Source organism: Flagellimonas zhangzhouensis (genome assembly GCF_900102925.1).
In the GTDB taxonomy this organism is placed as follows: domain Bacteria; phylum Bacteroidota; class Bacteroidia; order Flavobacteriales; family Flavobacteriaceae; genus Flagellimonas; species Flagellimonas zhangzhouensis.
The window spans coordinates 1,118,762-1,131,106 of the sequence record NZ_FNKI01000002.1; the positions used below are offsets into that span (position 1 = coordinate 1,118,762).

General features: G+C 37.1%; 14 protein-coding genes. 1 reads left to right on the forward strand and 13 read right to left on the reverse strand.

Annotated features, from left to right (window positions below):
- Positions 1–31: 31 nt before the first annotated feature.
- From BLQ18_RS11930 to BLQ18_RS11945, 4 genes are all read right to left on the reverse strand, one after another.
- Positions 32–817: a DUF6090 family protein gene (locus BLQ18_RS11930; protein ID WP_090296203.1), complete on the reverse strand. Its 786-nt coding sequence runs from the start codon at positions 815–817 to the stop codon at positions 32–34.
- An 81-nt stretch (positions 818–898) separates the two neighbouring features.
- A complete protein-coding gene (locus tag BLQ18_RS11935; protein WP_090296206.1) occupies positions 899–1,285 on the reverse strand; it encodes a VOC family protein in 387 nt (128 codons plus the stop codon).
- 71 nt (positions 1,286–1,356) lie between these two features.
- The gene (locus BLQ18_RS11940; protein WP_090296211.1) at positions 1,357–2,199 is read right to left on the reverse strand and encodes a hypothetical protein; all 843 of its coding nucleotides are present in this window, start codon (positions 2,197–2,199) and stop codon (positions 1,357–1,359) included.
- Positions 2,200–2,234: 35 nt separating this feature from the next.
- On the reverse strand, positions 2,235–3,122 hold the full coding sequence (locus tag BLQ18_RS11945; protein ID WP_090296216.1) for a toll/interleukin-1 receptor domain-containing protein: 888 nt from the start codon (positions 3,120–3,122) through the stop codon (positions 2,235–2,237).
- A 365-nt stretch (positions 3,123–3,487) separates the two neighbouring features.
- Here BLQ18_RS11945 and BLQ18_RS11950 point away from each other — a divergent pair, with 365 nt between their 5' ends.
- Entirely contained in the window at positions 3,488–3,763 is a 276-nt protein-coding gene (locus BLQ18_RS11950) for a hypothetical protein (protein WP_090296220.1), read from the forward strand.
- A 149-nt stretch (positions 3,764–3,912) separates the two neighbouring features.
- On the opposite strand, the gene BLQ18_RS11955 is transcribed toward BLQ18_RS11950, so the two are convergent.
- The 9 genes from BLQ18_RS11955 to BLQ18_RS11995 form a co-directional block, all read right to left on the reverse strand.
- Complete coding sequence (locus BLQ18_RS11955) at positions 3,913–4,833, reverse strand: leucine-rich repeat domain-containing protein (protein ID WP_217630552.1); 921 nt, start codon at positions 4,831–4,833, stop codon at positions 3,913–3,915.
- A gap of 119 nt (positions 4,834–4,952) precedes the next feature.
- Positions 4,953–5,645, reverse strand: a complete 693-nt coding sequence (locus BLQ18_RS11960) for a DUF6090 family protein (protein WP_139150391.1) — start codon at positions 5,643–5,645, stop codon at positions 4,953–4,955.
- A gap of 35 nt (positions 5,646–5,680) precedes the next feature.
- On the reverse strand, positions 5,681–6,430 hold the full coding sequence (locus tag BLQ18_RS11965) for a DUF6090 family protein (protein WP_090296235.1): 750 nt from the start codon (positions 6,428–6,430) through the stop codon (positions 5,681–5,683).
- Positions 6,414–7,178 (reverse strand): DUF6090 family protein, encoded by a 765-nt coding sequence (locus tag BLQ18_RS11970; protein WP_090296240.1) that lies wholly within the window; start codon positions 7,176–7,178, stop codon positions 6,414–6,416. The genes BLQ18_RS11965 and BLQ18_RS11970 overlap by 17 nt, the downstream gene beginning before the upstream one ends.
- Positions 7,179–7,211: 33 nt before the next feature.
- Entirely contained in the window at positions 7,212–8,114 is a 903-nt protein-coding gene (locus tag BLQ18_RS11975) for a serine hydrolase (RefSeq protein WP_090296244.1), read from the reverse strand.
- A 57-nt stretch (positions 8,115–8,171) separates the two neighbouring features.
- Positions 8,172–8,951, reverse strand: coding sequence for a DUF6090 family protein (locus tag BLQ18_RS11980; protein ID WP_090296249.1), 780 nt, complete (start codon positions 8,949–8,951; stop codon positions 8,172–8,174).
- Positions 8,948–9,667, reverse strand: coding sequence for a DUF6090 family protein (locus BLQ18_RS11985; protein WP_090296254.1), 720 nt, complete (start codon positions 9,665–9,667; stop codon positions 8,948–8,950). The genes BLQ18_RS11980 and BLQ18_RS11985 overlap by 4 nt, the downstream gene beginning before the upstream one ends.
- 24 nt (positions 9,668–9,691) lie before the next feature.
- Entirely contained in the window at positions 9,692–11,428 is a 1,737-nt protein-coding gene (locus BLQ18_RS11990; RefSeq protein WP_090296258.1) for an amidohydrolase, read from the reverse strand.
- Positions 11,429–11,581: 153 nt separating this feature from the next.
- A complete protein-coding gene (locus tag BLQ18_RS11995) occupies positions 11,582–12,325 on the reverse strand; it encodes a DUF6090 family protein (RefSeq protein WP_090296263.1) in 744 nt (247 codons plus the stop codon).
- Between the last annotated feature and the right edge of the window lie 20 nt (positions 12,326–12,345).

Here is a 12,345-nt window from a genome sequence, read left to right on the forward strand (position 1 = left end):
GTAATTTATTATTTGGTTAGTTGTGGTTTCATTATAGTTCAGGTTTTTCTAACTCTTTTTTCAATTCATCTAAAATTTCGTAGATCCTAATATTTATTCTTTGGGTGTATTGAAAGTTTAGTTCTGCATCTACACCAATCAAGGTGCTGACATGGTATATTGATTTTGAATCATTTTTATAGCCATTGATATCTGTTTTAAAATCCTTAATGGCCTCGTTCGAAATAATTCTATCTTTTCTACCATTGTTTTTCCACAAATATGTCATGATCTCCGAATCGAAGTATTTATATAAATGGAGATTGTATCGCTCTTTATGTTCATGGGCTTCCATGAATAAAAATGAATTTATCAAACTAAGATCACTTTTATAGCTAGAGATTTTTGCTTTTAAATCTTCATTCGTAATCAGGTTCAAATTACCAGATGAAATAATTTCATCATACGTAGGCGTGTGGCTTTGGAACAACAGTGCTTTACTATTATAAAACAAAAAGCTGACCAAGGAATCTGCTCCCAAATTGGTCTTTCCTTCCAAAAAGGATTTTACCATCTTTCCATCTTGCATTTTTAAATTGGTCAACGAAGCTTGTGTGGATATTCGACTACTATCCTTTTTAAATTCTTTGTGCAATTGTTGCAACAGATAAAATTCCTTTTTGGAGTTCTTTTTTGATTCGTTCCAATTGTTGATCTGAAGTGCAATCAAAATACCGATCACCACCAGAACAATTTCGCCAATGGCATAAAGTAGGTACTTGCTGAACTTATTTTCGGAAAGCAATCGCTGACGGATGCTACGGAAGAACTTGATCATTAGAGGTTGGTTTCTCTAAAGATATGATTTTTAATGGATTGGATTCAGGAAGAATAAATTAAGGGATTTTAGTGTGCTGCTTTATTCCGTTATCTCGATCCAATTGCCTTCTGGGTCGGCAATAACACTTTCGTAATACCCATCGCCAGTGGTTCTGGGTTCTCCGATTACGGTGAATCCGTTTTTGCGGATGGTTTCGGTAAGGGCATCTACCTTTTGCTTTGAACCCACGGATATGGCAAAATGGGCAAGGCCAAGTTGGGTATCCCTATTTTTAATAAATTCTGAAATATCAGGCCTGTGCATTAATTCGATGCGTGCTCCTTTTTTAAAGGAGAGGAAATAGGAACTGAATTTTTTCTTTGGATTGTAATATTTTTCGTTGGATTCCAAATCGAAAAAATGCAGATAAAAAGCTCTCATTTTTTCTAGATCGGATGTCCAAATGGCGATATGCTCTAGCTTCATTACACAGCTTTTTTAAAAGTAGGGAATTTGGTTTAGGGGAGGAGGGAACAATGAATTATAGCTAGTGTTAGCTATAGTACTTTGTAAAGATTTGCAAATCTTAATAACAATCTCTTTTTTCCACCCCTCTCAAAATTAAACTCTCCTTTAATATCCTTTAAATTTTTGGAATCCCCTTCAATTTTAAGAACAGTCCCGATTCCAAACTTTATGTGTGCTACTTTATCACCTTTTTTTAAATTTGCCAATTCAGAAGGAGTGAACTTTTCATCGCTGAAGTCCATCTCATCAAATAATGGTTCTTCCTTTATTGGTTCTTGTAAATAATATTTTGGCTGATGTTTTCCTGAATTTTCAATTAAATTCAATCGTCTGTCAATTAAACTCAATTGGTTTAGGATAAGTTCTGTTTCTACGGAAATATTAGTAGAGTCTGATAATTCAGCGGGATTTATACCTAATAATTTTACCAAGGAATTAACCTGATGTTCTCTTTCAGAATAAGTGATTTTTATTATTTCAGATAGATTTTCGACAATTTCCTGAACGTTATCGATTCTCAAATTTTCATCGTATTCTAAATCCCTAAACCCTTGAATGTCGAAAACGCGACTTGTTTTAGTATCTTTAATTAGTGCTACTGGTTTGTTAAATGCTTGTCTAATTCCTAATTCATAGAGTACATTGGGATTTTGACTGCTCAAATCACAAATGGCCATATCTGAATCGATGATTTTCTTTAAAATGTCAAGTGCTATGTGATTAGTATTCAAAACATCATCTGCTCTAATTGGGTCAAATTCTGCTAGTACACAAGCTGGCTTTATTATATGTTCATAAACTCTTTTAAAATGCCCTTTTGGATAATTCGCATTATCACTTATTGGCATTATTATGAAACAGGTCTTTTTCATTATTTAGTATTATAGCCATTGTTAGCTGTAATTTTTTATTTATTAATAGCAGTATGAACCTTACTAATTATTAGTTCCACACTTTTTTTATATTCTTCTTCTGATAAATCTTCTTTATTTGGCCAAATTAAAGCAACAGTGTCCGCCAATGATGGTGAATATTCGTAAACCTCTTCTGTTGTTACTCCAAACCAAATTGGTAAAACAACACGCTCATTAAAAATCATCTCGCGTGTAAAGATTGAATTAAACTCTTTTTTTCCCCAACCTGGATTGTTCAAAAAATTCTTTGTAATTAAGATTACACACTTTTTTACTTCTTTAATTCCTTTTTCTATTGATTCTCTTAAACTATCTCCAATATTTAGCGAATATTCATCATACCAAACTGAACATAGTCTAGAGCTCAATCCATTCGCGAGAGGTTTTGCAATTAATTCTTTATCTCTGCTATCATGAGAAATAAATGCTAAAGGTTTATCGATTTCCATTTTCTTTTTTACGTAATCTCTACTCCTTATTGTAAAGAATAAATTATTCTCTTCTGCAATTTTAGCTAATACTTGTAAATCAGCTGCTCCTATGGGATTTTCAGTGTAGAAGTAAATTCGATTAGAATAAACAGAAGTATGTTTACCAAAATTTAAATCGTTGGCAAATCCTCCAATCATTTCTACTCCGTTAGCAAAATCAATATGGTCTTTAAACTTCATTAAAATTTCTCTGCAAAATAGCGCTGCTAAATTCGAGGCAGGAATATAAAATGTAAAGAAACGAGCTGAACTATTATGTTCTATTAGTACTTTTTCTTCAATTTCGATTATTTCATCCGTTTCATTATCGTGTTTTATTCCGAACGTTAACTTTCTGTCAAGAGTTATGTATTTAAAATCATTTTTAAAATATGAATAAAGTTTAGTCATTCGATTCAAATTACAGCTAACTTATTTATATAAGCATAAAACACATCTAACTACCCCAAAATAGGAGTTATAGCGATATTTAAAATCATCTGATACTAATATCACCGAATTTTCCCTCAAAATCAATAAGTTAATTTATCGAGTTGTGAAAAAGTTATCAACCAGCCCCATTTTTCCGTTTCAGGAGAAAATGTATATTTGGAGTGCGAAACACATCTTTTATTCTATTGCCCCCAACCTCAACATGTCTTAAATAGTAGATACAGGGTAGGCAAACGGGTGCAAGTCCCGAAGACCAATCAGGGCGTAGCTTTGGTGTGTTTCGCGGTGACCTATCCTCATTTTAATTTTTAACCACTCTTGTTATGCGAAACACACAAGGTCAAGAAAAAAGTTGCCCTAATTGCGGCAACGCGAATGCGCAAAGCGCTCCCAAAATTTCCCAAATGCTTACCCCAGCGCAAATCCAATTGTTGGACTACGCCGATGCCTTGGATGGTCCCGATCTGGTAAAATCCCTAAAACTGCTGCACAATATTGCGGTGTACCATTCCTCCGAACCTTTGGATGAGGCGGAAAAAGATGCGCTCTTCAGCATAAAAGGACTGTGGGAGTGTATTGAACGGATCATTGAAAGTTAAAAGTGGAAAGGGTTAATGGTTAAGGGTTAAGGGTTGTTGGGTGAAGGGTGAAGGGTGAAGGGTGAAGGGAGAAGGGTTAATGGTTGTTGGGTTAAGGGTGAAAGGTGAATGGTAAATGGTAAATGGTGGTAGTTGTACTATCCGAATGCTTATTGGCAATCTTCGTTCAATGCTTGGTATTCGGATAAGGATACTGTTGGTATTTGCTGTCCGCCCTGTATTTTAATACAGCTTAAATCTGGGTTTCTATCCACACGTAGGTCAATGATTGCTGTGTTCTGGCTCACATCCAAACGGGTCAATGCGTTGGAAGAGGCATAAAAATACATCAGGCTTGGACTGTTTTCCAGATTGATGTTTTGCAGCGTATTGTTGGAGATCACCAAGGTTTCCAAAAGGGGATTGGAGCTTAAGTCCACCGAGTTCAATTGATTGGTTGTCAACAACATACTTTTAAGATTGGGCGCTCCAGAGGCATCAAAAGCCGTTAAAAGGTTGTCGCTCATCAGCAAATGTTCCATGGATGTATTGGTAAGGCTAAAATCCTCAAAGTAGTTATAGGATAGGTTCAACTCCTTTAATTGTGTTGCCTGCTCCAGTCCAACAATCTCGGTCAATTCGTTTACCAACGCATGCACCAAGATCAGATCGGTATTTTTACTCAGGTCGAGGGTGGTGAGATAATTGTTCTGAAGATACAAAGTGTCCAATTTTGTATTGGAACTTACATCGATGTCCACAAGGTTTTGTCCTACTGCCGATAAATAGGTGATGTTCACAAACCCCTCGATGCCTGTAAGGTCTTCGATTTCGCCAAAGTGGCTGTTTAGGTTCAAATCCAATCGCTGAACTTGTTCGGCATCTTCCCGTAGCATTTGCCCATTAACGGTGCCATCGGTGTCTATGCCTTGATCAATCAATATTTGCTCAAAATGGCTGTCAGGGATCAAAAGGTATTGGCTGCTTGGCAAGTTGTCATTGGCATTATCGTCGGAACACGAACCTATAATTAAGAGGGAGAAAATAGAAATTAGGGCAAAGCAGGTGTTTGCCATTTTGGAAATGAACATTCTGATTGTTTTTTGATGATGAGCATATATGACTCGGAATCATCAAAATTGTTACATTATGTAAGTTCGGGACATCAATTTTGCAACATGATCAAGGGATTCAACCTAGCATGGGAACACTAATCCGTTTGCAATAGTTCCAGTAGTTGTGTTGTGTTTTCCTTAGCCTTTTCAAGGGAAGCCAATTGAAAATTGTAATATTCATAGAAACCAGCTACGTAATTGTTTTGCATACGAAACTGTGGTGAATCAAGGTTGTTCGCCCAGCCTTTAACCTCCGCATGTTCTTTGGTCGAAAAACCGTTTGTGTACAGCGCATCAATATGTTTTTCCAACTCATTGAACTTGGTGATTTGGAAATCGTTGATTTTTAATTGTGTCTGTATTCTTTGGTCTTGTTTGTTTTTATATTCCAAAATGGCATTTTTTAAAGTAGGGGAAAACAACTTTAAATTTCCCGTAGTGAACAGATCCTGCACCGTATAGGTTTTGGTGTTGAAATCGCTAAGGGATAATTGGGCACTGTCTATTTTTTGATTCAACACTTCAATGTCCAAATTATCCTGCTCGTAATAATCAATATAATCCTGAATTGATTTTTTTCGCACTTTAATGATGCTATCCAACCTATTTATTTCCTCAAGGTCTGCTTGAAGTTCTGCAACAATGTTCTTTTTGTACAGCTCCACCATTTCGTTGGATTTACTGCGCTCGTTGGCATTGTTGATCTGTAGGGCGATCAAAATACCTATAACCACCAAAATGATTTCGCCCAAAGCGTACAACAGGTATTTGGTAAATCTATTTTCCATTAACAATCGTTGTCTGATTTTTCGAAAGAATTTTATCATTTTTCTTCTAAAGTTTGAAGCGCACTAATGAGTTCTTCCGTTTTTTTGGAAACTTCTTCATAAATCATGTTTCTAGTGTAAGTAAAGTCTAACTTGGAATTTAGCAAATTGTCAAAAATCGTGATGAATTCAACTTCATCCAAAGCATCCCAAGTTTTAGATTTGAATTTGTCATGGATTCCAAAAAAATTATACTTTTCAGGTCTTGTGGCCAAATAATTTAGCGATTGTGTTGTGGGTAAATAGTCCGCTAGGTACAGTTCTATAAGATCGTTGTTTTCCTCCTGTATCGCCGTAAGTTCAAGCATTAATTCTTGTACTTGTTTAGGGTATAATTGTATTTCACCAGAAGTTTGTAAAGATTTAAGTGTCTTGTCGTTGTAGTTTTTCTTGTTGTCTATAACCACATTAAATTCATATCGTGCAATCTGCTTCATGGTGTCTATGGTTGCACTTTCTGATTTTAATCTTTCTCGAAAACCGCTTAAGACTTCAAGTTCTTGCTTGAGAAATTTTGTGTTCTTTCTAAAATCTGTGGTGTCTTGTTTCAGATCTTTTAAAAGGGACTTGGTGTATGCACTTCTTTTATTTAAACCTTTTCTGTATTCATTCCAGTTATTGATTTGAAGAGCAAGAAGAATTCCAATGACCACCAAAACAATTTCTCCTAAAGCGTAAAGTAGGTATTTGGTAAATCTGTTTTCCATTAATAATCGTTGTCTGATTTTTCTAAAGAACTTGATCATTTGAGTTTATTTTAAGTAAAAGCTGGTTGGCGAGATCTATGGCATTTTTATACAGCCCGTGTTGTTGCTGTATCTGAAAATACCGCCCAAATACCATGGTCTCAAACGGATTGTCGTTTATAAAACTGGTTGGGTCAATTTCTTGAGGGGTTCTTGGGTCATCCTTATAATAATCGCGAATGGGTTTCCAATTGGTCTTTGAATTTACCGTGAAGCTATAATGGTCAAAAAAATACGGTTCGTATCGTATTTTGATGAACGTATTGGAAATGTCTTCCCGAGCTAAAATATGATCTAGAGTTGTGTAATAATTTAAGATCATATCCTGAACATCTTGATCAACATAGGATAGTTCGCCTGAATTATTGATGGTTTCCAAACCACTTTTATTGGGCGATGTGGACTTCTCCAGCAACAGATAAAACATATACATGGTGGTATTGTCGTCAATAGGGTCCAACGTCTGGAATTGTCTGGTCAGCTTTTCGGCATAGATCAACGTGGTATCGGTAAACTGGTACATGTAATTGAGTTGCACTAGATCTTCCTTGATGTTTTGGGCTATGGTTTTTAAATGCAGATTCGCAGAGGCTGTGTTGTTCCTGTTTTGGTTCCAGTTGTTGATGCCCAAAGCGATTAAAATCCCGATCACCACCAACATGATCTCGCCAAGTGCATATTTGAGGTATTTTCGTGTCTTCCCTTCGTTGAGAAGATCTTGCCGAATGGTTCTGAAGAATTTAATCATGTTTGGTTAGTGGTTAGGTTGAAAAAATTAAGATTATTGTTCCATCAAATAATCATAAATGGTTTTTGAAATGCCTGCAAGTTGTTCGGTTCCCTTGTCAAAATCCTTTAGGTTTTTGGAGAGCAGGACCAGCACATAGCTTCGCCCATCTGGCAAATACACAATCCCAGCATCGTGGTGAACGCCTGTTATAGAACCCGTTTTGTGGGCCACTTCAACATTATCAGGTAATTCATGCGGAATAATTTCATTGAATTGTTGGTCTTTTAAAATATTGATCATGGCCTCGCAGTCGGTTTCGGTTCCTGCTTTATTGGTGGCAATAGCCTGCATGATGATCAATAAATCTTTGGCGGTGGTGGAATTGCTCAACCCCAGATCATAGGCCTTTTGGTCCTCGACGCCTCGTAGCACTTCTATTTTATCGGCACCCAGATCCCGCATGGTGGCGGTAACTTTTTTGGCATCCACCAGTTCGATCAACACATTGGTGGCCAAGTTACTACTCACGGTAATCATGCTGTACATTAAATCTTTGAGTGCTACGTTAGTGTTGATCTTGCTATAAATTACATCATTACTGTCGTCTCCAATATCCATGCTGTACGGACTGCTGTCCACAATACTTTTAAATTCATTGATCAATAAAATGGAATCGTTCAAATTGATTTTTCCTGAAGCCTGTTGTTTGAAAAGCTCGATCATTACGGGCACTTTCATGGTGCTTGCGGCATGAAATTCTTCACTTTCATTTATGAATAGGGTATCCGATGGTTCTGCTAGATTCAATAATGCCACAGCCACATCTCCTTCAATAGAATCGATTTGTGTACGGATTTTGGTTTCCAACGCTTCTTTTGGGGTTGGTTTTGGTTGACAGGCTGTTATGCAGTAGCAAAAAATGACAGTTAGTATTAATTTGGTTTGGTTGATCATATTGGGTTGGTTTTGTTTTTAGAAAGTTCTAGTCAGCGAGTCAAGTTTTTCAAAGGATTAATTTTCTTTTAATTCCTTATTTATCAAATCAATGGTTCTGTTTGTGATCGTTTCAAGACCAAACTTTACCCAAATCTCATCGCTGTGCTGGTTTTGATAAACCCTATATAGATCCATGTAGGTTTCACTGTCTTTAACCAAAGCTGCAATTTCATCATCGGATAACTTAAAATCTGGGTGTATGGGAATTGACGGAAGAGTCTTTAACTGCTCAGGAAGTTCAAATACCAAACCTAATTTCGCCCAAAGCTTGTCGAATTTATTATCAATGTCATTGGTGTACAATAGACTCCCTCGATCTTGGATAGCATTTCTCGATTCCATATAATCCTTTAGTATGGAGAGGTTTTGTTTGACCGTGTCACTCAACATAACAAATTTCCCTGATGAGATGGCTTCTTCCTGAACAGAAGTTAGAATGGCCAATTCGCCATTGTGCTGCATGTCATTTAAATACAGTTTTAGGCTATCCATGGGAATATGTAAAGATCCCGTGGAGAATTGGAGCACCTTATTCAGAATTGCATTGCTAGTGTGCAAACCGAGGATATGGTGTTCCATTCTCAATTTATTTTCCATCAGTTCTGCTCTGATGTTGAGCATCAATTTTTTCTTACTGGTTTCTTCCTTTCGGTGTTCGTTCCAATTATTGATTTGAAGAGCAAGCAGAATTCCAATGACCACCAAAATGATTTCCCCCAAAGCATATAACAAGTATTTGGTAAATTGATTTTCTGTCAACATACGTTGCCTAATTTTTCTAAAGAATTTAATCATTGGTTGGGTAGTTTTTCATCAATTATAGCCACGAGTTCCTGGGATTCGAGCAAGGCTTTTTCCATAGCCTCTATGGTGCCATCCGCATTTCCAAGGTTCACTTTTAAGCTGATCAGGATAAATTCATCATTTAAAAAAGAATCCATGTCTTTTGGGGTTCCATATGCTTCAAATAGCCAATCTGAAAAATGCTCACGCACGTAGGGCAGCCAAATGGATTGAAACTCATTCGTGTCATCATCTATTTCGGCCTGAATTCTGGGTAATGAAAGATCGTAATAGGAGGTTAGTTTACTGCGGAACCCATCATCCTTAATTTTGCCGATGCCCATATCCTTGAGTAAATCAAAGCCGTTTTTGGTGAATTCAACATTGTGTTTAAGCATTAAGTACCCCAAGAGCTTATCAAAATCTTCGACCATTGCCTTTTTATGGTCCAAAATGTCAATCACCGTTTGTTGTTTGTGATATTCTTCATTCTTACGGTTCAGGGCATCGTGTAAAACCTTTTGGTCTAATAGGAGATCATTTTTAATTTCAACCAAGGCATTTTCCACTTCCCTTTGTTGTTTGTTGTTTTCATTCCAATTATTGATTTGCAGTGCTAGAAGAATTCCAATGACCACTAGTATGATCTCACCTATGGCATATAAGAGGTATTTTTTAACTCGATGGGTATCCACTAATTTTTTTCTGGTTTTTCGAAATAATTTCATGTATTGGTTTTGGTTGGGGGCTGACTATTTTTTAAAAACAGTTTGGCCTTCTTTTATGGATTCCAACACCTCGATGGTATGAATATCCAAGGGGTCTATTTTTAATGGGTTTTTGTCCAAGATCACCAAATCTGCCAGTTTACCCTCGGTCAATGTACCTTTGGTGTCTTCCTCAAAATATTGGTTGGCTGCCCATATGGTCAGTGTTTTTAATCCTTCATAAGCTGAAATCCGTTGGTCAGGGCCCAAAATTTGACCGCTTCGAGTCACTCGGTTTACCGTAGCATCTAAAACCCGAATAGAATTAGGGAATGTTACTGGTGCATCGTGGTGGGAAGTCAAATTTAAACCCGCATCTAGTACATCCCTACATGGAGAAATATAATCGGCCCGTGGCTTGCCCAAAACGGACTCTTTGTGCCAATCGCCCCAATAAAAGGTATGCATGGGGAAGAGGGAGGGATAAATATCAAGTTCAACCAAATCAGGAATTTGGTCTTTTCTTAATGTTTGACCGTGAATCAGCACGGTTCTGTGGTCGGGATAGCCAAATTCATCCTCTGCAGCTTTCACTGCCATTAAATATTGATCAATGGCGGCATCTCCATTACTGTGACAAAGTATTTGCCATTTGTTTTTAAAGGCGGTTTTTACGTGCCCAATGGCTGCTTCGTCGGTCATCACGGGATAGCCTTTGTAGCAGCCTGTTCTGCCTTCAGGATTTTTAAAGTAACAATCAGTAAGCCATGCGGTTTTTCCTTGGGGCGACCCGTCGAGGGTGAGTTTTACGCCACCAATTTTAAATTTGTTCTTGTACGCATGTGTGGGGACATAATCACCTTCTTCCAAGTAATCTGTTCCAAGGGTAATGTCGGGATAGGCGACCACATCAATAAAATAGGCATTGTTTTCTGCTGCTGCGATCAACGATGCAACCTGATCCGTTGTGGTTCTGCCGTCCTGGGCAGTGAGATATCCTTTTTTTGCGTATTCTTCCTGTCCTTTTTGTATGCACTGCATGGCCAGTTCCGTATCCATTTTGCCTAATAGCGGGAATAAAACATTAAATAATCCGGCTTCTTCCAAAACGCCGTTCGGATTTCCTTCGGCATCACGTCTCAAAACACCACCTTCAGGGTCAGGGGTGTCCTTGTTGTACCCCAAAATCTCCATGGCCTTGGTGTTGATGGAGCCCAAATGTCCAGATTGATGCAATATAAGTACGGGCAATTCCGTGCTTACTTTATCCAAATCAGTGGCTTTGGGATGGTCTTTTTCAGCTAATTGGGAATCATCGTAACCATTGCCAACAATCCAGCCCACTTTATTGATAAGATATTTGCCCGCTTCTGAATCTTTATATTCAACTAAAGTCTTTACAATTGACGAATAATCCGCACCAGGTCCATCAGGTGGAGGTAAAACATTTGCACAAAGTGCAGTGAAACCAACGCTAAAGAAGTGCCCATGTCCATCCAAAAACGCAGGAACTAGGGTGTTGCCGCTTAAATCAATTTGGTTTATTCCATCGGTAAATTGGGTCAAGGCGTCTGCTTTGGTGCCTACAAATGCAATCTTACCATCTTTTTCGACCAATGCTTCCGCATAGGTTGGTGTATCACCTTCCATGGTTAAAATATCCCCATTGAAGTAAAGGTTTGTGGAGAACTCAACGGTTGGCTCTGATGATTCTTTAGAGCTGTTTTTGCAAGAGGTAGCTAAAAGGCATAGCACCCATATTACGGCACATACTTTTTTCATAGTGTTTAGTGTTTAAAGGTTTTATAGCTAACCCTACTAAGTTCGATGAAATAAGTTTTGAATACAAGCTTTTATTATTGAATTTCAGTTCATTAAGGTTGCATGGGGAGAATGTAAAAAACGTTTTTTCTAAATCGGTACATTTTTTATGACTTAAAGAGATTCAAGCTTTTTTATCTCAGCATGTATCTTGTCATGTAATCTTTTTACATATTTCTGGGTATTTCTATACCGAGCAATGGCGAATGTCTTCATACTTATCGCTACAGAAACAATATTGGACATTTCCTGGTTTTTAATCAATTCGTCATAATTATTTGGAATAGTCAATAATGCATCATCTTCTAGGGACTCAAACACAAAGTTTTTTATATAAAATGGGGTGAACGTATTAGAAATAATGTTTTCCATTTCTGCAGGGAAATCAGTAAAAATTGATTTTAATCTAGTTTCATAAATAAAGGAGATATCGAGCTTTAAGGAATCATTGGAAATATAAGGCAGACCTTCAGATTTTAAATTTTCAAAAGCAGCATTGTTATAGGAGTTTTGATAACTGATCAGAGGAATGGATAAATAGGATACTATGGTATCATTAAAAGGACGCTTATTTTTTAAATGGTTCAATAGAAATTTCCCATGCTCCAGTTGTTCAGTTTCCAACTCAATAGCGAAATCTAAAGCTTTATAATTGGATAGTAATGAGTTTTTAATTTCCTTAAGAAGCGTTATTTCGGTTTGTCGGTCCTCTTGTTTGTTGTTCCAATTGTTAATGTTTACGGCAATTAAAATACCAATTACCACAAGTATTATTTCCCCAATGGCATATAAAATGTATTTGGTGATTATATTTTCTAGAATTGTTTTCTGTCGGTTTTTTCTAAAGAATTTAGGCATTGAATATTGGCTTTGCTTAA